Annotated in this window: 15 protein-coding genes; 13 read left to right on the top strand and 2 right to left on the bottom strand. The window is 24.9% G+C overall.

The genetic code is table 4. The features are described 5' to 3' along the window. Window position 1 precedes the first annotated feature (1 nt). Genes tsaE through tsaD form a run of 3 tightly spaced genes read left to right on the top strand, consistent with a single transcriptional unit; the run spans window position 2 to window position 1,874 of the window. On the top strand, window positions 2-388 hold the full coding sequence (gene tsaE / locus ACLFP3_RS00935; protein WP_412031730.1) for a tRNA (adenosine(37)-N6)-threonylcarbamoyltransferase complex ATPase subunit type 1 TsaE: 387 nt from the start codon (window positions 2-4) through the stop codon (window positions 386-388). Further along, window positions 388-948, top strand: a complete 561-nt coding sequence (tsaB, locus tag ACLFP3_RS00940; protein ID WP_412031731.1) for a tRNA (adenosine(37)-N6)-threonylcarbamoyltransferase complex dimerization subunit type 1 TsaB — start codon at window positions 388-390, stop codon at window positions 946-948. Before tsaE ends, tsaB begins: the two co-directional genes overlap by 1 nt. Further along, window positions 942-1,874 (top strand): tRNA (adenosine(37)-N6)-threonylcarbamoyltransferase complex transferase subunit TsaD, encoded by a 933-nt coding sequence (gene tsaD / locus ACLFP3_RS00945; RefSeq protein WP_412031732.1) that lies wholly within the window; start codon window positions 942-944, stop codon window positions 1,872-1,874. Before tsaB ends, tsaD begins: the two co-directional genes overlap by 7 nt. On the opposite strand, the gene ACLFP3_RS00950 is transcribed toward tsaD, so the two are convergent. Beyond that, the gene (locus ACLFP3_RS00950; protein WP_412031733.1) at window positions 1,861-3,582 is read right to left on the bottom strand and encodes an ABC transporter permease subunit; all 1,722 of its coding nucleotides are present in this window, start codon (window positions 3,580-3,582) and stop codon (window positions 1,861-1,863) included. The genes tsaD and ACLFP3_RS00950 overlap by 14 nt on opposite strands. Next, window positions 3,583-4,719 (bottom strand): ABC transporter thiamine pyrophosphate-binding lipoprotein p37/Cypl, encoded by a 1,137-nt coding sequence (gene cypl, locus ACLFP3_RS00955; protein WP_412031734.1) that lies wholly within the window; start codon window positions 4,717-4,719, stop codon window positions 3,583-3,585. It lies immediately after the preceding gene. 117 nt (window positions 4,720-4,836) lie between these two features. On the opposite strand from cypl, the gene ACLFP3_RS00960 reads away from it, so the two are divergent. The 10 genes from ACLFP3_RS00960 to ACLFP3_RS01005 all read left to right on the top strand — a co-directional run bounded on the left by ACLFP3_RS00960 (window position 4,837) and on the right by ACLFP3_RS01005 (window position 24,469). Then, on the top strand, window positions 4,837-6,990 hold the full coding sequence (locus tag ACLFP3_RS00960) for a hypothetical protein (RefSeq protein ID WP_412031735.1): 2,154 nt from the start codon (window positions 4,837-4,839) through the stop codon (window positions 6,988-6,990). Between the two features lie 19 nt (window positions 6,991-7,009). Next, window positions 7,010-7,345, top strand: coding sequence for a hypothetical protein (locus tag ACLFP3_RS00965; protein WP_412031736.1), 336 nt, complete (start codon window positions 7,010-7,012; stop codon window positions 7,343-7,345). After that, window positions 7,335-8,648 carry a glucose-6-phosphate isomerase gene (locus tag ACLFP3_RS00970; protein WP_412031737.1) on the top strand — a complete coding sequence of 438 codons (1,314 nt, stop codon included), beginning with the start codon at window positions 7,335-7,337 and terminating at the stop codon, window positions 8,646-8,648. The genes ACLFP3_RS00965 and ACLFP3_RS00970 overlap by 11 nt, the downstream gene beginning before the upstream one ends. Beyond that, window positions 8,641-9,606, top strand: a complete 966-nt coding sequence (locus ACLFP3_RS00975) for a lactate/malate family dehydrogenase (RefSeq protein ID WP_412031738.1) — start codon at window positions 8,641-8,643, stop codon at window positions 9,604-9,606. Before ACLFP3_RS00970 ends, ACLFP3_RS00975 begins: the two co-directional genes overlap by 8 nt. A gap of 62 nt (window positions 9,607-9,668) precedes the next feature. Beyond that, a complete protein-coding gene (locus ACLFP3_RS00980) occupies window positions 9,669-10,427 on the top strand; it encodes an ATP-binding cassette domain-containing protein (RefSeq protein WP_412031739.1) in 759 nt (252 codons plus the stop codon). Between the two features lie 197 nt (window positions 10,428-10,624). Then, window positions 10,625-13,354, top strand: coding sequence for a magnesium-translocating P-type ATPase (mgtA, locus tag ACLFP3_RS00985; protein WP_412031740.1), 2,730 nt, complete (start codon window positions 10,625-10,627; stop codon window positions 13,352-13,354). A 118-nt stretch (window positions 13,355-13,472) separates the two neighbouring features. Beyond that, complete coding sequence (locus ACLFP3_RS00990) at window positions 13,473-14,447, top strand: ribose-phosphate pyrophosphokinase (RefSeq protein ID WP_412031741.1); 975 nt, start codon at window positions 13,473-13,475, stop codon at window positions 14,445-14,447. Further along, a complete protein-coding gene (rsmG, locus tag ACLFP3_RS00995) occupies window positions 14,422-15,132 on the top strand; it encodes a 16S rRNA (guanine(527)-N(7))-methyltransferase RsmG (RefSeq protein WP_412031742.1) in 711 nt (236 codons plus the stop codon). The genes ACLFP3_RS00990 and rsmG overlap by 26 nt, the downstream gene beginning before the upstream one ends. Window positions 15,133-15,270: 138 nt before the next feature. Next, the gene (locus tag ACLFP3_RS01000) at window positions 15,271-23,484 is read left to right on the top strand and encodes an ABC transporter permease (protein WP_412031743.1); all 8,214 of its coding nucleotides are present in this window, start codon (window positions 15,271-15,273) and stop codon (window positions 23,482-23,484) included. A gap of 1 nt (window position 23,485) precedes the next feature. Continuing rightward, window positions 23,486-24,469, top strand: a complete 984-nt coding sequence (locus tag ACLFP3_RS01005; protein ID WP_412031744.1) for an ABC transporter ATP-binding protein — start codon at window positions 23,486-23,488, stop codon at window positions 24,467-24,469. The last annotated feature ends 8 nt before the right edge of the window (window positions 24,470-24,477 follow it).

The raw sequence follows: 24,477 nt of genomic DNA on the forward strand, positions 1-24,477 counted from the left end.
TATGAAATTTATTTTTAAAACTAATGAACCATTGGATAAGTTAGTTAGTTTTATAATTCAAAAAAATCCTGAAGCAATTTTACTTAATGGAGAACTTGGCGCAGGTAAAACAACCTTGGTAGCGCAACTAGCAAAAAAACTTGGTGAGAAAAAAGCTGTTATTTCACCAACTTTTAATACTATTTTAGTTTACGATAAATTAGTTCATATAGATGCATATAAATTAAAAGGTGATTTGTTCGCTTATGAGGATTATTTTGAGAATAAATTAGTTGCAATTGAATGAGCAAATAATATTAAACATAATTTTAAAAATTATTTAGAAATAAATGTTTTTTTTGATAAGAATCAAAATCACATTTTTGAGATTATTAATGGGGTTAAATAATGAAAATGTTTCTAGAAACGAGTTTAGATAATTTATATTTATGTTTAATTGATAAGAATGATAAAGTAATCAATAAAATTAATATACCTTCTTTAGTAAAAAAAACAGATGTGTTATTTGAAAATATAAATATCCTTTTTAAAAATATTAATGTTTCAATTAATGAATTAACAGATATTTATACAACGTTGGGTCCAGGTAGCTTTAGTGGTGCAAGAATAGGATTTTTATTTGCGAGAACTATTTCTCAATTATCTAATATTAAATTATATGTTTGTGAAACCTATTTACTTTTTAAAAAACAACTTGAATTAAGTAAAAATTCGAAATCAGAAATCAAAATTAAAGCAAACAAATATAGTGTTTACAAAATCAAATTTAGTAATAAAAAAATAATTTCAACTATTGAAGAAAACAAAAATGACTATGATATTTTTAATTACCAATTGTTTGAAAATAATGTTAGTCAATTTTTAAAGATATTTAGAGAAGTTAAAAATCCAATGGATATAGAACTTTGCTATTTGCACGAACCTCAAATTGGAGGTATAAAATGCTAATATTTGCCATTGAAAGTTCACATGATGATACTTCTTTTGCCTTGCTAAAAGATAATAAATCAATATGGATGAAAACATTTAGTCAAACTGAAGTTCACAAAAAATATGGTGGAACAGTTCCTGAAATTGCTTCAAGATTGCATGTAAAAAATATTGGTTTGCTTATAGAAGAATTAAAAAAACAAATTAATATAAATAGTATTGATTATATCGCATATACTAAAGAACCAGGACTAATAGGTTCACTTCATGTAGGTTATGTAGTAGCAAATAGCATTGCTTTAATTATCAATAAACCAATTTTAGATTTAAATCACTTAGAAGGTCATTTTTATTCAGCATTTATTGAAAAAGAAGTTGAATATCCTGCATTAGGATTACTTATTTCGGGTGGGCATTCTCAATTAATGTTATATTCTTCAAAAAATAATTATGTATTATTAGGTGAAACTCAAGATGATGCTGTTGGTGAAGTATATGATAAAGTTGCTAGAAAACTTAATTTAGGATTTCCGGGCGGGCCTTTAATTGATCAAATTTGAGAAAAAAATAAAAATAAATATCAAGAAATTTTTACTATTCCAAAAACTAGTAAAGAATTGGATTTTTCTTTTAGTGGCATAAAAACACATGTTATTAATTTAATTAATACAAGTTTGAACAGAAAAGAAAAAATTAATATAAATAAAATTGCAACTGAGTTTCAAAATACTATTGTTGCTTATTTAAAAGAACATATGGTAAAAGCAATTAATATATATAAACCAAAATGCGTTGCTTTAATTGGTGGAGTTTCAGCAAACAAAGCAATTCGAGAAATGTTTTTAAAATTACATAAAAATGTATACTTGCCAAAATTAGAATATACAACTGATAATGCTATGATGATAGCTAGACTAGCATATGAAAAAATTAAAAAGGGTTAATGACTCTTTTTTTATTAAAAAGCGATACAAAACCATTAAAAAATGAATAATTATTTGTAACTTTATATCTAATTGAATATGAAATTAAATTAGTAATTGCAATTAAAATTACTCCAATTCATAAATATGAAGCTATATCTGACATTTCTCTAGAAATTGATAAAGTGGACTTAATTCCCAATAAGCAAGAGGCGTAAATTCCATATGAAATAAAGTTTCTTGTTATTTTCTCAATTTCAAAAGTAATAAAAGTAATAAAGTCCAATTTTATTGTAGGAACAATGAATTTGTTATATATTTTTCATTTACTTCAACCTTGTTTGGTTAAATTATTTATTTTTTGTTGATCGATTTTGTTTATTGAATTTTCTAAATTTCTTACTAAACTTGAAGCACTGTGAATACTAAATGCTATTACAAAGCTAATAGGATTTCCAATAAAAATAGGATTGAAAATAAAGAATAAAACAATAATTGGAACACCTCTAATAAAAGTATTAATAAATTTTAAAAATAAAGAAATGTTTTTGTTGTTAATTTTGTTATTAATAAAAAATAGTTTTAAAAAACTAATAATATAAGTAAAAATTGTACTTATAGTTATTAAACTAATGAATTCAATAATAATTTTAAAAATATTATTGTCATTGTATGTTTTTGTGTGTAAATCATTTCAATTTGGATTAAAAAAATTTTTAAATTCTTGTCATCCTGCAATTTTGTAATATTTTTGTCCAATTAGTAATTTAATAGATAATGCTATCAAAGTAATAAAAAGTGTAAATATAAGAACTTTTATTACTTTTTTTATTAAATTATTTTTTTCATATTCTTTAGTTTTTATTTTTAAGGTTTTGGTTTCTAAAAATAATTCAGTATAACCAATATGAATTATTTCTAACAAAAATAAAAAAGAAATTAAAACAAAAAGTGGAATAAATAAATTTGAATAATGTTGGGAACCAAGTTCTGGTACATTTAACAAAATTCCAATTCCTAAAAATCCTAATTTAGATAAAATAGAGTTTCACCTTAAGTTAGATTCAAAAGCATAAAAAATATAATTAGTAAATTTCATTTTTATTTGTGGTCAAATTTCTTCATAAAAAGCCATAAATTTTGATTTTTTTATTTTTGTTAAATGATAAAAAATACTAAAATCAATGTTTTCAATTGCTTGAGAAAAATATTCATGAAGTCAAAGTCAAGTAAACCAACTAAGAATTAAAGTTATGGCTAAAGTTTTATCAAAAGAAATGCTAAAAATGTATATAAATATAAGCTCGGGTAAAATCCTTAAAAAAGTCGTTATTATTTTAAATAATCCTGCTATATATTTATTTACCATTTTGTAATTTGAAAAATATGAAGTTATAAAAGCCAAAATAACTCCAATAGCAGTCCCTAAAAAAGTAATTTTGATACTGTAAAATAAAAATGAAAATGACAAAGCAAAAAGATTTTGCTTACCATAAAGCAAACTTTGATTGGAAATATTAAAAAATTTGCCTATATTTTCTCAAAATAAATTAAAGCCATATTTTGCAAATCTAAAATTGATATTGCTAATAAAAAATAATAAAATTCCAATAATGAAAAATCAAAATACAACTTTTCACCCTATTTTAATATTCCCCTTAATATTTAAATTTTTATTTGATATTTTTTCTTTAAAAATTCCATAAGTTAGCTTTATTTTATTAGACATTTATATTCCTAAATCTTCATATGGTTTTATTACCTCTAAATCTGGATTTTGAATTATTCTATAACCATTAAAACCGACTCTAGGTCCATATGAATCTAAATTATTTTTTCAAACATTATATATTGCTTTAGCCAGCAATTTTCTTTTTATTTCATTTAAAAATTTTGAAGCTACAAAAACATTATATTTAAGAGGTTCAGTAACTGTTAAGAATTCAATTTTTTCTTCTTTATTTTCAGGACTATAATAATCAAGTTTTTTATTATTTTTTTGATTGTTAGTATATGCAAATGAACCTAAATCATCAAACATAATATGATAATTCTTTAATTCACCTTTTCCTATGTCTCTTGCTCTTCCTTCTTTATATTTGTCTTTATGATTTAGTCTATCTTCTTCAAAAGAAGTAAAGCGATTTCCTTCTTTATTAAAGTGCTTTTTGAAAAGTGCTTGCTGTAAAATATATTTGCTACCACTAGTTTTTTTACCAGTTACAATTCCAAAATTTCTAAAAGTATTTCAATCTTTATTTTCTCAAGCTTTTTTAATTTCTTTTAATATTTTTTCATTGCCTCTTATCATCACTAACCCACGATAAAAATCGACAAGACTTTTTTCGTCATAGAAATATTTATATTTTGATCCGTCTCATTCATATTCTTTTTTGTCTCAATCACTAAATTTTTTTCTATTAAACATTTCTTCTGCTTTTTTTGCAATTTCAACAAGTGGATCATTAGATAATCCATTTTTATATTTTGAAAAAAATTTATCAAATTTAAATGCATGAGTTAATGTTTGGAGTATTGGTATTAGATTTTTTTTATGACTTGATGAGTTAAAAAGATAACTAGTCATAACGCCAATATCACTAGCACCTTTAATTATATTTTGAGCAATATCATTATTTTCTTCAATAAATGAAACATTGGCATTTTCATTTTTTCATTTCTTAGTTACTTCATTTTCATTTTTTAATTTGTTATATTCCTTAACTATTTCAGTAAAAAAACTAGGATCTAAATTTTTATCTCAAGGAGCATTAACTGAAAAATTCAAATAGCTAGTACATGACACTAGGCAAAATGGGATTGGTGTAAAAGTTATTAATTGCAATAAATGATTGATTTTTTTCATAATTTATCCTACTTGTTTTATGTTAATTATAACTATAAGAAAAACCTAATTTCTTTATTTTTTTTGATTGTAAATATAATTTTATATATATTAAACAAAAATAATGAGGAGAAAAATATGAAAAAAAATTTAAAAATAATGCTTAGCATGGTTAGCATTGCAAGCATTATAACACCTAGTTTAATATCTTCAAAATGTGACAAAAAGGACAAAGTTGATACTTCTTTAGAAGATAACCTAAAATCAATTACTGCTGATGTTTTAAATAAAGAAAATAAATTAGCAACAAGTATTAAGAGTATTAGTGATATTACTTTTTCAAATTATGACAAAAATAAATTTGAAGTTGTTGAAGCAACTTTTAGTTATGAAACAAAAAACGTTGTTACTCTTACTTTTAAACTAAAAGATAAACAAACTAATAAAGTAAGTCAAAGTAAAACTATTAATATTAGTGGTTTTATGGCTACCACACTTGATTTTTGAAAAACCAAAGCATTAGTAGAATGAAATAATGCTTACTCTGATATAGTTAAACAATTGCCAAATATAGTAGCTAATTATGATTTAAAAGATGAAACTAAAACTCGACTTTTAACTTCACAAAAAAGCATTTATGGAAAATTAAAAAATGATAAAGAAATTTACAAAGTTTTAGAAGCATGAATTTTAAATTTAAATAAAAAGGATGTTCAAGAAGATGGGGGACTTTTACATGATATAAATAACATTATTCCCACCATTTATGAAAAAGTTAAGGAATTACTAGAAAAATTAAATTTATCAAATGATTTAAATGAACTTGTATTTAAAAACATTAATAATATGATTTCTACACTTGTAACCTCAACAATTAATAAATTACCAAAAATACTAAAAATAAAAGAAACTAATCCTGATTTTTCAATAGAACAAATTATGGAGGAATATGCTAAACAGAACCCTAAAGACGACTTTATGGGGTCAATAAAGAATCTATTAATGGGTGATAATTTCATCTATAAATTTTTAAGTGGAATTTCTAAAAATATTATTAAAAATCCAAAAATAGCTCAAATTGATAACATTCAGGCAAAGACTAATAAATTTTTAGAAACATTTAAAGATTTGTCAAGCATTTTTGATAAAGAATTAGAAGAATATAAAAAGATTGCTGGAAACTCAATTTTCAACTTTAATATTATTAATTTTTTCACTAATTTAACCAACAAAATTTTAGAATTACAAAATAAAAATTTATCAGAAGCATTTTTAGATAAAGAAGATAGAGCGGCTTTTAAAGAAGCATGAGATAAAGAAATGCAAAAATTTGTTGACTTTGGTTCTTCTTTAATCAAACAATTAGTGCCAATTGCTTTAAAAACATATCAAGTATTTAATGAAATTGCAAGTGAAGGAATGACTATTGATAAGGCTAAAAAGCAATTTGAAAATGGTTATAAAAATTATTATAAAAATTTACCCCTTTTACTAAAACAAAAAGGATTAAATGATAAATTAATTGGTTTATTAACAAAAAAAGAGCAACTTGTAACAAGAGAAATTTTAACTGAAAGAAAACTAAAATCAAAAGTTTGAAATTCATATAATTCTCCTTTTGAAGCAATAGAAAAATTAACTACTGATTTGAAATTAAATAAAGAAACTAAAGAATTTATTTTATCAGCAATGGTGCAAATAAGTAACATTAGTTACTATGCCTTTATTGATTTAATTATTTCACATGCTAAATTAAGACAAGATAATCCCACCTTATCTGCTGAAGAATTATTAAAACTAAAAAAACCTTTGGATAGTACTTTTATTAAACAAATTGAAGAATATAAAGATATTATTAGTCAAGTTTTATCTAAATTTACTGATGAATTAGTTAATTTAACCATCACTCAAGATGACATTAAAGATATTGCGAATATTGATGAAATAGTTAAACCTTTAAAAAATTTTTACAATAATTTTTATGATGAATTTGCAAAAATTATTAACAATCACAAGGCTGAATTAGAAGACTTAGCTAAAAATCCTTTAAATGTAACAAAAGTTTTAAAAACAATTGCTGATGATTGAGAAAAAAGAAGAAATGAAGTAATATCATCATTAAAATTTGCTAATGAAACTGATAAGAATAAATTTATTTCTGCTTATAAAATAAAAACTGATTTATTAAAAGAATTCTTTAGTCCTACAGGACCTTTATTATCAGCTGCTATGAATATTTATAGTTCTCAAAATATCTTTATAAGTAAAATTAATAAATTAGATCTTAAATAATTATTTAAAATATTAATATATGCAAATAAAAATTGGAAAAATAATAAAAGCAAAAGTAGTTAAAGTTTGAAAGAATGTTATTATCTTAATTACAAAAGATAACGAAAAATGTCATTTAAATATTAATGAGATTTCAGACTACTTTATTAAAGATATTTCGTCAATGTTTGAAGTGGGGGACATTAAAGAAATTCAAGTAATTGATATTATGCCAAATCATGAATATCTTGTTTCTTTTAAAAAAATTCATCCTAAGGAATTAAGAAATCCTTTTTCATTTAGAATGGATAAGGATAATACCAATTTTGAAGCTTTGCTTGATTTTACTAATAAAGGATTAAGATATGGTAAATAAAATTCTTTTAGATATAAACTACGCCTTAAAACAAGAAGCATTGAAAAAATATCAAAATGAAATAACGGAAATTGCAAAGAAAATTGAAAAATATGACATTGAAGGTCATGAATTTTTTGGATTTAAAGATCCATACAAAAGCATTACCAAGGATGATTATTCAAAAATAAAAAAAATCTCCAAGCAATTAATTGAAAGCAATGTAGAAGTTTTAGTTGTAATTGCATCTAAACACATTTGTTTGCAATCTGAATCTTTAATAGAACTTGCTAGTGGGCTTAAATCAAATGATGCCAAATTAGAAATCTTATATGTAAACGAAAATATTAATGGTCGAGATATTGCTCAATTAGCTAGTTACCTAGATAATAAGAGTTTTGCTATTAATGTAATTTCCCAAAGTGGAGAAAACGCTGAAACTTTAATTTTATTTAATGAAATTAGACATATTCTTGAAAATAAGCTAGGTAAAACCAATGCTGCTAAATATATTTATGTGTCAACTAATAATAATTATGGAAAATTATTTACATTAGTAAAAGATAAAGGATACCAACACTTTATTATTTTTGATAATTCTACCGAAAAATACTTTTCATTCTCAGCTGCTACTTTATTTCCGCTAGCATGTGCGAATATAGATATTGATAAATTTCTAAATGGAGCTGCTAATGCTAATCAAGTTTATTCAAAAGATAATTTAGATATTAACTCTGCTTATGCTTATGCAGTAGCAAGAAAGATTCTTCATGATAATAAATACAACCTTGAATCGATAAATGTTTTTGGCAATAGTTTTTATCATTTAGGAGAACTTTTTAAAATGTATCTTGCTGAAAGTTCTGTTAAAAATAAAAGAGGGATTTTACCTATTTTAAATTTACAAAGTTCTGATATCAAAACTTTTGGGGAATCTTTGATTGGTAATGAGTTTAAATGTTTTGAAACAAATATTATTATCAATAAACCTAAATATGATTACCGTGTAGCTTATTATAGTGATCCAGAAGATTATATTTATAATCAATATTCTAATTTAACCTATAATAAAATTGCTAATGCGATTGGCAATACTATAATAGAAAATCATGTTATTCTTTATAAAATACCAAATATTAAAGTTAATATTGCTGATGATAATGATGAGACATTAGGATGAATAGTTACTTTTATTCATAGAGCTTCTATTATGTCGGCATACCTATTTGGATTTAATCCTTTTATTAATGAAGTACATAATTCTTATAATGTTGCTTTAATGAAAGAATTAAAAGATATTTCAGGAGGTAAAGATAATGACTAAAATTGGAATAGTAGGGGTTGGTGCTGTTGGTAGTACATTTTTATATGCTTGTTTAAATAGAAACTTCGAGGCAAATTATATTTTAATTGATGCCTTTCAGCCATATTCAGAAGCACAAGCAAAAGATTTAAATGACGCCGCATGTGCTATGGCAAGTAATGGATCAGTTTTTTGCTCTGGTTCATATAATGATTTAAAAGATGCAAAAATTGTTGTAATAACAGCTTCTGTAAAGCCAAAAAACGATAAATTAGAAGACCGAATGGAACTTTTAAATGATAATGCAAAATTAATAAAAGAAATTGCCGAAAATATTAAAAAATCTGGATTTCAAGGAATTACAATTATTGCAAGTAATCCCGTTGATTTAATGGCTTGTATTTATAAACAAGTAACAAAATTTGATGCTAATAAAGTAATAAGTTCAGGTACTATTCTTGAAACAGCAAGAATGAAAAAATTCTTATCTTCTAAATTAAATGTTAAGGCTAGTTCCATTAATGGCTTTGTTATTGGAGAACACGGATCACGTTGCATTGTTCCTTATGAAAAAATAAGAGTTGGTTTTAGCTCATTAAATGATTTTTTAGAAAATAAATTAATTGAAAAAAATTACTTAAACCAACTTTTAGAAGATGTTAAAAATGAAGCATTTGTAATCATTTCAAATAAAGGAATTACTAATTTTGGTATAGGTGAATCTTTAGCAGAAATTACAAGTGCTATTATTTATGATACTCAAGCAGTTTATTCATTAGGAGTAGAATTAACTAATGATTATAAAGCTAAAGGAATTTATTTTGGTCTTCCAGTAATTTTAGGAAGAAATGGCTATAAACATTTACCAAAAATTGAATTAAATAGAATTCAACAAAAAGAATTTGATAATTATTCTCTAGAAATTAAAGAGACTGCTATTAGAATGCTAAAAGACTTAAAAATTGATTATCAATTTTAATAAACTAAAACGTGCAATATTTGCATGTTTTTTATTGCAATTGTGTAAAATAAATGAAAGTAATGATTAAAAAAATAATTGAATTTAAAAACGTTTTTGCGACTTATAAAAATAGTAATGATTTAATTCTTCGAAATGTGAATTTTAGCATTAATGAAGGGGAAATGGTTGCAATTATTGGTGAATCTGGAGCAGGAAAATCTTCTATTTTTAATGCTATTTTAAATCAATTAAAAATAAAAAAAGGTGACATTTTTTATAATGAAAAATCTTTAGAAAAATATTCTAAGAAAGAATTTAAAAAAATATTAAATAAAATTGGTTTTTTAAGTCAAAGCACAAATTTAATCAGTATTGAAAATGTTTATGAAAGTATATTAAGAACATATACAAAATTCAAAAACTTTTTTTATCAATTTTTTAAAATTTTAACCAAAATCCAAAAAGAAGAAATTTATTCAACTTTAGATAATTTAAATATCTTTGATAAAGCTTTTACAAGAATATCTGAATTAAGTGGAGGACAACAAAAAAGAGTAGAAATCGCCAAACTTTTATTGCAAGAAGTTAATCTTATTTTAGCAGATGAACCAACTTCAAATTTAGATTTAAAAAATGCTCAAGAAGTAATTAAAATTTTAAAAACATTAAATGAAACTAAAAATATAACAATTTTAGTTAACATTCATGATTTGACACTTGTTAAAAACAATTTTAATAAATTTATTGCTATAAAAAATGGCAAAATTAGCACTATTGGTAACCCAAGCAACTTAACTAAAGAAATAATAGATGATTTGTACAATCATAATGTTGAATAAGTTTTATTCATTATTAATTTTACTTATGCTAAAATTTAATAAAATTAAATATTTATATAAGGAAACCAATGAATTCTATTGAAATTAGTAGTGAAGAGCGGAGTTATTTTATTATGTGTTCAATAAACTTTCATTGAGCATCCATTTAATTAAATAATTCTCTCCTTGTAATAAATTGCAATAAAGAAGGAGAAAATATGAAAGTTTTAAAAAACAATCAGATAATAAAAAATAAATCTGAATTAGGACTTTTAGAAAACAAAAATAGATTAATTGAAGCATCTAATAATGAAATTGATGTTGTTTTTTCTCACTTAAATTCTTCAATAAGAGGAATTAAAGATGAAGAAATAGTTGAAGAAAATCGAGATCAATACGGAAAAAATGTCATCAATAAAAAAGGTTCAGATAATGTTGCTAAAAGATTGTTTAGATCGTTTTTTAACTCTTTTAATATTATTTTATTAGTTTTAGCGATTATTTCAATGGTTATTGAAGTTATTCTACCTAAACCTGGTGAAAAACAATATGCCACCATGATTATAATTTTTACCATGGTTTTAATTAGTAGCTTGATTCATTTTGTACAAGAACAAAAAAGTTCATCAAGCGCTAATAAATTAATTCAAATTATTCAAACCACTTCTTTAATTGAAAGAAATGGTATTCTTCAAGAAATTCCACTTGAAGAAATAGTTGTAGGAGATATTGTTCATTTGGCAGCTGGTGATATTATTCCTGCTGATGTTAGAATTATTCAAGCAAAAGATTTATTTGTTTCCCAATCTTCTTTAACAGGTGAAAGTGAACCTATTGAAAAATATTCAATTATTGATAAAAAAGTTGATTATGATAATGTTACTGATCGCCCAAATTTGGCTTTTATGGGTTCTAATATAATTTCTGGATCAGCAAAAGCTATTGTGATTGTTACTGGTAATGGTACATATATTGGCCAAGTTGCATCTAAAGTAAATGAGAAACAAGTACCAACTAGTTTCGAAAAAGGTATGAAAAAAATTTCAATAATGCTAACAATAGTGATGGCAATTATTATTCCTATTGTATTTTTAATAGTTGGTTTTACTAATAAAGAACCCAAACCATGAATTAATGCTTTATTATTTGGTATTTCTATTGCGGTTGGTTTAACTCCTGAAATGCTACCTATGATAGTTACAAGCTGTCTTTCAAAAGGCGCAATTGCCATGGGTAAGAAAAAAACAATTATTAAAAATTTAAATTCCATTCAAAACTTTGGAGCTATGGATATTTTATGTACTGATAAAACTGGAACTCTCACTCAAGATGAAGTTATCTTAGAACGTCATTTAGATGTAACTGGTCAAGAAGATTCATATGTTTTAAAATACGCTTTTTTAAATTCATATTATCAAACAGGCTTAAAAAATTTATTAGATAAATCTATTATTAAAAGAACATTAGAATTGGCTGATGATATTAAAGAACTAGATAATCTAGAATTACATTTTGAAAAAGTAGATGAGATTCCTTTTGATTTTCATCGTAAAAGAATGTCAGTGTTAGTTAAATCTTTAAAAAATAATCGTATTAAGATGATTACTAAAGGAGCAGTAGAAGAAATTATTAGTGTTTGTGACAAAATTTATTTAGATGGAAAAGTACAAAAACTAGATAAAAAAATTATTAGAAAAGTCTTAAATAAAGTTCAAGAATTTAGCGAAGAAGGAATGAGAGTAATTGCTATTGCATCAAAAAATGATGCTTCAGCAGTTGGTAAATTTTCTGTTGCCGATGAAAAAAATATGACATTAATTGGCTATTTAACTTTTTTAGATCCACCTAAAGATTCAGCAGAAGATGCTATTAAAGAATTACATAATTTAGGAGTTGAAGTAAAAATTCTTACCGGAGATAATCCTCTTGTTACTCAAGCAATTTGCTCAAAAGTAGGAATTCCTTATGAAAAAATTTTATTAGGCAAAGACATTATTAATATGAGTGATGATGAACTTAAAATAGAAGTTGAAAATACTCAAATATTTGCGAAACTAAGTCCTGATCAAAAAGCAAGAATTATTACAGTTTTACGAAAAAATGGTCATGTCGTTGGCTATATGGGAGATGGAATCAATGATGCTCCTGCAATGAAAGTAGCAGATGTATCAATTTCAGTTGATACCGCAGTTGATATTGCTAAAGAAACTGCTAATATTATTCTTTTAGAAAAAGATTTAAATGTGTTGGCAACAGGAATAGTTGAAGGTAGAAAAACTCATGCAAATATCAATAAATATGTAAAAATGACAGTTTCTTCTAACTTTGGAAATATTATTAGTATTGTTATTGCATCAATTCTTTTACCATTTTTACCACTTTTACCAGTGCAAATAATCTTATTAAATTTAATTTACGATCTTTGCTGTGGAGCATTACCATGAGACAATGTTGACAAAAACTTTATCAAGAAACCAAAAAAATGAGAATATAAATCCACGCTTAGATTTATGCTTTGATTTGGACCTATTAGTACAATAGTTGATGTATTAACATTTACTTTATTAATGTATGTGATTATCCCTAACATGGTTGGAAGTCAATTTAAATCATTAAGCCCTACTGCTAAAGAAGAATTTAAAATGCTATTTTGATCAGGATGACTAATTCTTTCAATGTGGACTCAATCACTTGTTATTCATTTATTAAGAACTGGTAATATTCCTTTAATAAAATCTAATGCATCTACTTCTGTTATTATTATGACACTTTTGGGTATGGCAATAGTAACTGCAATTCCATATATTCCTAAAGTAAATACTGCTCTTAGTTTAGCACCTTTAAAACCAATATTTTTTGCTTGACTTGCAATGCTTGTTGCGATATACATTATTCTTGTTCAAACAACGAAATTTATTTATAAAAAAATTTATCACCAATTTTTATAATCAAACATTTGAAAATATACCTAATTTAGGTATTTTTTTAAATTTTCTATTTTATAGAATAGACAAAAATTATTTTTATATTAAAATATTGTTAATAAGTTAAAACTTTAGGAGCAATATGAAATTTAATATGAACAATGATGTTGTCATCTTTGGAATGGATAATTCATGAGAATTGGCATCAAAAATTGGAAAATCAATTAATCGGGAAATTACACCTGTTCAAAAAACTACATTTGCCGATGGAGAACAATTATTGTTTTCAAATATTACAGTAAGAGATCAATCAGTTTTTATTATTTGCAACACTTCAAGACCTGTTAATGATAATTTAATGTCTTTGTTAATATTTATTGATTCTTTGAAAAGAGCTAGTGCTCAAAGAATTATTGTCGTTATGACATATTATGGTTATGCAAGACAAGATAGAAAAGCATCTGGTCGTCAACCAATTACTGCTAGATTAGTTGCTGACCTTTTAAGCACTGCAGGAGCTGATAAAGTTATTACAATTGATTTACACAATCCATCAATTCAAGGATTTTTTAATATTCCAGTTGATGATTTGCGTGGCCAATTTATTTTTTCGAATGAATTAAGAGCAAGAAAAGATAAATTTGTTATTGTTTCTCCAGATCATGGTGGAGCTGTAAGAGCAAGACAACTTTCTGAATTACTAAAAAATGATGATGAAATTGCAATTATTGATAAACGTAGAACAGGACCTAATAAAAGTGAAATCATGGGTGTCTTAGGTAATGTTGAAGGAAAAAATGTCATTATATATGATGATATTATCGATACTGGTGGAACTATTTTAAATGCAGCACATGCTTTAAAAAAACAAGGTGCAAAAAAAATTATTATTGCTGCAACTCATGGGTTATTTTCAAAAGGTTTCGAAATGTTTGAAAATGAATCAATTATTGATGAAGTAATAGTAACTGATTCAACGGATCATAGTTCACTTTCACATTTTAAAAAATTAAGAGTTCTTTCATTAGCACAGTTTTTAGGACTTGTAATAGAAGCAAACTTAAATAAAACTTCTATTACTGAAATTTATAATGCTTACAGCCAAGGAAAGTTTTAGTTTAATTGATGAATATTTACCTAAGTTAGATATTCAAATAAAAGAAAAATTATTTTTATATTATTCCTTAATAGAAGAAGAAAATCAAAAAATTAATTTAACAGGTTTTTTTGGTGAAAAACTTTTAAAAGAGGGAATAATAGAATCCATTTTAATATTTAATAATATAAATGAAAAAATTCTAGATTTAGCTAATAAAAATGTATTAGATATAGGTAGTGGTGCAGGGTTTCCAATCATTCCGTATTTTATTTTCAACCCTTCATTTAATTTAACAATTTACGAGCCTATTCAAAAAAGAGTGAATTTTTTAAATTTGGTGGCAAATAAACTCGATTTAAAAAATATAAGCGTTAAAAAAATTAGAGCTGAAGATAGCAACGAAAATGAAAAATTTGATTTTATAAGTGCTAAAGCAGTTAGCGAATTAAAAAATTTAGTAGAAATTTCACATCATTTAGCAAAAATTAATGGAACTTTTTGTTTCTTAAAATCGAAGTCATATCAAAATGAGTTAAATAATGCTATTGATATTTCTAATAAACTTAAAATAGAATTTAAAATTCTAAATTTAGATAAATTTTTTAATATTCAAAATGTTTTAATTCATTACAAAAAGAGTATAAAAACTCCAAATTCATATCCTCGCAAATGATCACAAATAATAAAAAACGATCTAAAATAAAAAAAATGTATTTTCGAATTAAAAAGTTCGGTTTACATTTTTTATTTATTAAAATTTCTCCTTTGATATTGGAAAAACTTTTCCATATTTTTGTAATAAGTTATAATTAATAAATTATTTAATACACGGAGGAAAACAATGCATAGATTGTTTAAAGAGGTTTTTAAATCTTTATCAAAAAATAAAGTCACTCTTATATGTTTAACAATTTTAATATTCCTTACCTCAGGAATTTTTACTTTATTGTTTGATATAAAGACAAGTTATACAAAAGCAATTAATTCTTATGATACTGTATCAAGAATTCATGACTTGACTGCTGATTTAACTGCCAATCCATCCGGTATTATTCCTAATGGTGGTTTTGACCAAGTTGATAAGGATAACAAAACCATTATTAGAAAACCTATTACTTTTGAAGCTGATGATACTTACAAAGAAACAACATCAACTCTTCATTTGCCAAAAGAAGACCAAAATTTTATTAAATTAAAAGGTAAAAATTGAACTACTTCAAATGAAGAATACTATATAAACTCAGAAGAGTTTATGCATTTTTACTATAAATCTCAAGATCAAAGTTCAGGAATTAAATTCGATTTGTTAAACAAACAATTTAGTTTTAATTTTGCAAAAAAAGAATTTCAATTGTACAAAAAAGAAGGAAATAAATATATTCCCGTAACTAAAACAATTTCTTTAAATAAAACAGATACATTTTCTTTTAATGAAGAGATAACTTTAGATAAATTGGGAGAAATTGTTCATACTCAAGATGTAAGTAAGCCAGATTATATAAAAAATCCTGTTTCTTGATTTATTAACACAAAAACTAAGAAAGTTTCTAGATCTTTATTAGATTATGAAGCATGAAAAAAAGCTGGAACATTACACGTTCTTTCTGGTGCAGAATTTATGAAAGCATTAGGATTTAAAGCAGTTAATGGTGTATGACAATTTGATAGCACCACTACCGGAAAAGGCGATATTAAATTTAATGGAACACCAACTTCAACAACAAACAAATTAGTAGCTACAGATAAATTACAAAACACTTTTAGTTTAAATACCTATTTATCAAACAACACTATCACAACCAATGAAAAACAAACTATTTCATTAGAGGGAAATAACAAAGTTTATAAATTACCAGAAGAATGAATTAGGATAAAAACAGTAAGGTATGTATACAACTGAAATAGATACCGTTTAAATTGAGATGAAATTGATGATGAAAATAGATCAAATTGAAAAGGTTCATATTACAAATTCATTTCTCAATTTAAAAATTCCAATCCTACTACATATAGAAATTTGAAATATTTTTCAACTTGAAGTAAAACTAAAATTACTACTTATAAAATTGGTACTGCAAAAGAAAAAGTTACTGAGGAACAAACATCTTTAAATCAAAAAGATTTAGATGTTACTTTTAAAACTCCTTGAGATGGTGGAAAATATGACATTTACACCGGAAAAGAAATTGTTCCCCCATCTTCAAAAAAGTACAATAATATAAGACAAATTGAGGCACCAAACACTCTTCAAAATCAAACTTTATCAAGTGAAGAATTTTCTAAATTTACTGATGGAAAATTACTTCAACAAAATCAATCAATTATTCGTGATGGAACAGCAAATTATGCTCGTTCTTATATTTTGAATGAGATTAAAAAAGCTGTTTCAGAAGAAAATTTAGGTATTAGGCAAACTATGACTGTTGAAACAGTTGACGAAAAAACTAATAACAAAAATGTTCACCATTTTATCAATACTGGTGATAAAGACTACAAAATTAATGGTATAAAACAAAATGTTGGAAAATTATACAATGAACAAAATAATCCAACCATTTTAAACAAGTCTATTACTGATAAAAATATTGATGATTTTCTTTTAAAACCTAAACCAGGCGACACAACAATTAAAAAAATTCCTTCAGTTTACACTAAAGAAATTATTAAAATGATTTTTCAATCATATACTCCAGATTTTAATTATTTTGCTGCTGATATAAGGTATGAAGATTATTATGATTTCTTTAAAAATACTTTAATACCGAGACTAAAAAAAGAAGGTAAAATTCTTGCCTTAACTACTGCAGAAGAAGAAAGTAAAGATACAGGTGCTTCTCTTGTTGGTGGTATTGCTATGCCAGAACCTGACAAATATGTATTTTTAACCAAAGATTCGATTGACGGTTATAACTCTAAAAAAGTTTGAAAAAAAGCAGTACTTGACAATAAAGAATATTACACATTAGATGAACTATATGAAAAATTAGTTAAAGAAAATTGAACAATTAGAGGAACAATTGGTCCTAATGGTTGAGCTTATGTTGATCCTAAATATAAAAATCAAATTACATTACCTATTGCTTTTGGGGCAATTAATAATGAATTAACTAGCGATATTGTTCAAAATAAATCAATAGCAAAATTAGTTGCAGCAATAAAATCAGCAATATTACAAACTGAATTAGCTAGATTATTTAATGAAGATGATTTAAACAAAATTTTAGATGCTTTTAAAAAGAGTATAGAAGCAAATGATTTACATACATTATTAGCAACAGGTAAAGTTAATAAAAACATTATTATTAAAGTAATTTTTGATGCAATTAATAATTTAATAAAATCGCTTGATCCTAGTGATGTAAATATTAATATGAATGGTAATGCCTTTATTAAAAAAATTTTTAAAGGTATAATTGACTATTTCAAAAAAGTTTATGTTGATGAATATATGAAAGATGACAATAAATTAGTTGAACAAATTCAAAACTTAACTAATTTATTAGGTTTGAATAAAACTTACGTTATTCCATCACTTAAATTAACAATGCTGGATTTATTAAAATTAGTAAAAAATAAAGAAGAAATTTTTGAAATATTTAAACAAATAATAGATTCAATAGATTTTATGGAATTTTCTAAAAATATTCAGGATTGATATAAAGAACATCCATTAATTCCATTTACTTCAACCACTGCAAAATATTGAAGTTTATCATCGCATCGAATAATCTTGAGCTTTTTAAAGTCAGTTGATAGTCTTAAATTAAAAGAAGCAATTATTAAACTTATAAATGAAATTGATTTTGATGCAATTTTAAATCCTGATAAAGATGGTAGTTATTACAGTCGTTTAGTTAAAGCTAAACAAGAAGCAGGAACACCTTTAAGTGAAGCAGATAAAACTGAAATCAAAAACTTTTTTAAAAAATTAAATGGCTCAAGCAATTATTCTAATATTAATAGTGGATTAACAAAGATTGTTCAAAACATTAATATTGAAAAATTTGTATCTTCACTTGAAAAACTTATTAGACAAGTTAAATCTGAAATTATTGTCAATAAAAAAGTTTATAGTGATTACAATACTGAGGTATTGTCAGCGCCAGATTATTTAGCAGCATTTTTAAACTCATTTGCAACATCTCCTTCTGACCCCAATGCAATTTATGGACAAATTCAAAATATTCAAAATGCCATTATTAAAATGCTAAATTTATCTAATAAGACTATGGGATCTACTGAATTAGGATTTTCAATTCCGGGAGCAGATCCTAATAAATTGTCTTTATTAGATTTAGGAACAATAGGAAAAGCTATACCGCCTACACAAAAAAATGATGAAGATAGCCAAAATCCTTCCTTTAATGCCTTCAATATTAATGATATTAATAAAGTTCTTACAAAAATTAATACTGCTATTAATACAAATACAAAATTTGAACCTACTGAAAATGAATTGAATTTTTTAAAAAATTCCGTTTTAGTAAATGAAACAGAGTTAAGTAATTTAAAAATCATTAAAACAAAATTAATGGCTTATTTAGAATTAATTCAAAAACTAAAATTAGAAAATTACGGTCCAGATAGAACAAAAATAACTTGAAACTGAAAATTTGATGATGATCCTAATAAACAAGTAAAAACTTATGGAGATTTAGCTTATCGTTCTGCTTTAATTAATAAAAATGCAAATTTAGCTAAACAAAGTACTTTAACAACACTTTACAAAATCATGTTAGATAAGTTTTTAAGTAATATGTTAGGTTCTAACCAAGAAAGCTTAATCAAAAATGAACTATCATTATTTGCTTCATGAATCAAATTAGGCTATGAAATAAGTAATATTGCTGACATTACTAAGAAAATTGAAATTGATCCAGAAACTGGTGCTAATAAAGTAATAAATCAAAAAAATCGTCATTTAACCTTGGCTATGGTTTCATATATTTTAAATGAGTTATTAAAAGTAGCGCAAATGGATGAAATTAAAGACATTTTAAATAACTATTCTTTAGTAGAAAATACTATTCCTAATAATTTATTAAAAGTAGCTTATGCTCATGCTGCTAATGCTTTAGCTGCTAATTTACTTACAGAAAAAATTAAAAATGGATCAGCTTTCAATAACTTTTTCAGCACTTTACAAAGTAAGGGAATTAATGCAGATGATGTAGCAAAAATAAAAGAAATTTTATTAAAACATAGTAATGAACTTGCTTATAGTTTTGCATATTTATCAAATGCTTATCAAATGCCTACATTTTATAAAGAAACTATTGAAGAATTTGTTAAATCATTTATTAAAAGTGATAGTAAAAATAACAATTTATCACCATTAGTTTCAAGCAATTATGATTTTGATTTACTTTATAAAATGACTTTAGAAAATTCAAAATTGCCTGAAATACTTTCATTAATTAATGTTCCAAGAAGCATTATGAATCCGCTTTTATCATTAACCTTCCCACAAGTATTAATGTATTATGTATTAAGCAATGATTCTTCTGAAGGAAACTTAGCATATGTTGTGAAAAAATTATTCTCTAATTTAAATAATTTAACATTAGATCAAATTAAAAATATGGTAAGTCCTCTATATGATAAATATGAACATAATGAAGGAAGTTTACCAGAAGGAAGCAACACTAATGTTCATTTAGATTTAGCTAAATTTAATTATTTAATTGAGCATAAACTAAAAACACATGAAGGAAAAGATATTAAATTCTTTGGTATAAACATTACAAATTCATTTAGAACAATATTGTATAAAATAATTGAGCCAATAACTGTTTATAATTCCATTGCTTATTCAGATGCTGGATCTTATTTAGCAAAAGTAAATTATGGTTACTTATCAAAAAATAACAAAGAAGTTTATAGAGGCGACTTAACTGAATATTTAAAAGATCCAATAAAAATGGAAAGATTGCTAAAAAGTTTACCTGATAAGTATAAAGTTAAAGTTAATAGTATTGAATATTTAATTATTGGTACTGAGATGACCGCTGATTATTTATATCCTGTTGTTAATGAAAGTAATTTACAAGTTGATACTAAAAATCAATCTCTAGTTTATGTAAATACTAAAGGTTTCGATAGAATGAGATCAGCTTATCCTACTTTTGCTATTAAAGAATATGCTTTAATAAGAGCTAAAAGAAATGCGAAAGGTAAATTTGAAACTAATCAAACTCCAAAAGATTTAAAAGAAAAATTTAACAATATTATTAATAAAGTTAATTCTGGTTCATGGAATAAAGTTTATTTAAAAAATGAAACCGATTATTTAAACCCAGAAAGATCTATTAGAGTAACAACAGTTAGAACTTTTGTTAAAACAATTGAAAATGTTACTATTTATTCGGTTTTATTATTAATCTTATTAGTTGGATTTATTGTTTATTTCATTATAAAAAGGTATATTGAAGCAAGAAATAAAGTTATTGGTATTTTAAGGGCACAAGGTTATACTACTAAAGAAATTGCAATTTCATTTTGTGCCTATGGATGAATTCCTACAGCAATAGGAACGCTTGTTGGTTATTTTACAGGCCTTGCCTTACAAGGCAAAATAATGAATGTATTTTCTAGTTATTGGACTCATCAAACTAATGTAATTCCATTCCATTGATTGGCAATGATATTTACGGTCATTATTCCGTTACTACTTATGAGTTTACTTATTTATGTTATTACAAGAATATCAGTAAGACGTAAACCTACCGAATTAATGAGCGGTCTTGTTGAAGTTAACATTAGTAATTTAGGACAAAAAATTTCATCTATTTTTAGAAGATGATCAATTAAATATAAATACATTATTTCAATGGCGTTAAATAACTTCTGAAAAATGTTTTCACTTTTCTTAGCATTCTCAACTACTTCATTACTATCAATGTTCTTCTTATCTTCTAATAATGTCTTTTCAAAACTGATTAATCAAACATACAAAAATAGAAATTATAAATATAAATTAGATCTTGAAACTCCTACTACTGAAGGAGGACCATATGTTACTTATAATAAAAACACTCTAAGAAATTTATTATATGTTCCTAACGATTTGGCTGGGCAAAGTTCAGGAAACGGTAGCCAATTAGATTATGACAATCCTAACTTTTTAAGACCTGGTAATTCATTTAATACTGATACTATTCCAAGAAAATATGATCCTACTGTTATTACTAAATCTTCACTTGATTTATTATTAGATTTATCAGTAGCATTAAGTCCTTGAGATATTACTTATGCTAATATGCCTGAAACTCAAAGAGCAAGAGTTGTACAAATATTTAAACGTGTTTCAAGAGAAATGGAAAGTACACAAAATATTATTAAACCTGATAATTGGGATGGCGATTATTCAAAATTAATTAGTGTTAAAGATATAAAGAAATATTATGCAGATAAAGCTGCAGGAAAACCTGAAGATTTAAGCAATAGAAAAAGTTTCTTTACTTTTACTGAACCTGAATATAACGATAATACTAATCCTAATTCAATTGCTGAACAATTTAGATTTGTTGAATGAGATGCAAAAAATGGAACTTATTTAAAAGCCGTGAAAGTAACAACATCACGTCACCGTCAAGAATATCGAGAATTTTTATTAAATGCTTATAAAAAGATTGCATCACTTGATTTCTTTGTTTCTTTTGCTGGTGTTTATTGAAACCAAAATACAAATGAAAAATATACATATGCAAAGGCGAAAATTAATAATAAAGAATACAAAATTTATGGCTATCGTACTGATAGTAAATATGTAAAACTTGAAAGCAAAGATGGAAAAAATTTAACCAAAACATTGGCTGATTATAAGTGAGATTCTAAATCTAAGATTATACCTTTAGTTGTTAATCAAGTTGTTGCCAAAATTTTCAAATTAAATGTTGGTAGCATTCTTGAAGGTGACATTTTAAATCACATAGATAGATTTAGTCATAAATCATTAAATTTAAAAGGTCCTCTTACAAAGTACAAATTCCAAATTGTAGGAATTTCAGATACCTATATTAATCAAGAGTTTGTTACTAGAAAAGATATTCTTGATCAAGTTTTAGGCTTTGATATGTTAACTAAAGCATTAATGGATGCAAGACAAGATGAACTTAATAATTTATTAAATGCTAACCCAGATAAAAAAGCAAAAATTATTAAAGAATTTATCAAAAAATATGAAGCATTCAATGGAATTCTTTCAGTAGATAAAACTCCTGTTCAAACAATTGACACTTTAACTACATATTCATCTAGTGGTTTTTGAGGAGCGGCAGCCACTTTTGACACTATTAATAGTAATGATGATCTTGTTTGAGCTTTCTTTAAAAGAATATTTATATCTGATTCTAAAAAGAAATTTACTTCAGTTTATGAGCATGCAGTGAAATCTTACAATGATTTACATGGCACAACGCTTAACTATATGGATAAAATTTTAGAATTTTTAGATATTAGCAAAGAAGCATTCGACAAAATAGTTGAAAGTGATGTGCCCATTGCTACATTTAGAAAATTAGCAAGAGATGCCTTAACAAGATTTTATGGACCTAAAAACTCTATTTACGGTAAAGACATTATGTATGGAGCTTCATTTAATGTTGATAGTAAAGATATTGAAGCTGGATTTGTTAAAGGCATAAGTTCAACAGTCAATACCGTTCTTAATGCCTTTATTGTTATCTCATTTATTATTTCAATAATAATTTTAATTGTTATTACTAATATTATGATTTCATCAAACCAAAGAGCTATTGCAACATTTTCAGTATTGGGATACAAAAATAGAGAAAAAATATTCTTATTCTTCTTTAACTTTGTTCCAGTAATATTACTAGCTTGTGCATTTATGATTCCTGTAACTTATGGATTAATCGCATTATTTAATAAGTTTATGATTACTACTAGCTCAGTAGTTTTACCAATGACTTTAACAGGATCTTCAATTTTATTAAGTGCTGTAATGTGTTTAAGTGTATTTACAATTACATCTATAGCAGCATGATATAGTTTAAATAAGGTTAAAGCAATTGATGCTTTGAAAGGAAAATAAAATGCTAAAAAAGGATAAAGAAAAAAAAGATAAGAAAAAAAACATTGAAAAAACTAAAACCACAATCTTAGATTTAAATCCTATTGAAATTGCAAAAGCTAAAAAGCCTTTCATTATTGAAGATGAAGGTTTGCCAGTAAAAGTACTTGATCCTACAACTTATAAAAAAGTTAAATTAGCTAATGATAAGCCAAGAAAAAAAGATGAATTTTATCATGAAGTTAACACTGAAAATAACATAGTTGAAGTTGAAAATTTAACTAAAACATATCTTTCAGGTAACGTAGCTACTGAAGTATTAAAAGGAATTACTTTTAAAATTGAACGTGGAGAAATTGCTATTTTATATGGAAAATCAGGTTCGGGTAAAAGTACACTTTTAAATATTATTAGTGCTCTTGATCGTCCCACAAGTGGAAAAGTTATTGTTAATAATGTGAATTTACCTTATTTAACAAATCGAAAACAAACTTCTTTTAGAAGAGAAAATACCTCCTTTATTTTCCAAAACTATAATTTGCTTCAAAACTTAAATAGTTATGATAATGTGGAAACCGGATCTTATTTGCAATCTGATAAAAAAAGACGTTTAAATATAAAAGAATTATTTAAAAAATTTGAACTGGAAGATTGTATGTATAAATATCCATCACAAATGTCAGGTGGCCAGCAACAAAGAATTTCTATTTTAAGAGCAATAGCAAAAAATAGCGAAATTATTGTTGCTGATGAACCAACAGGTGCACTTGATGAAAAAACTGGTAAATTAGTTTTACAAATACTACAACAAATTAATCGTGATTATAAAGCAACTGTTATTATCGTGTCACATGATCCTGATGTAGCAATCATGGCTGATAAAGTAATTTATTTAGAAAACGGTCAAATAAAAGAAATTAAAAAACAAGAAAGACTTTGATTAATTCCTAAAGAAGAAAACCCTACATTTTCATTTACTGAAAATAAAGAATTACAAAGAAAATAATTTTTTAA

Origin of the sequence: Metamycoplasma buccale (assembly GCF_046774455.1) — a bacterium.
Classification (GTDB): Bacteria; Bacillota_I; Bacilli_A; order Mycoplasmatales; family Metamycoplasmataceae; genus Metamycoplasma; species Metamycoplasma buccale.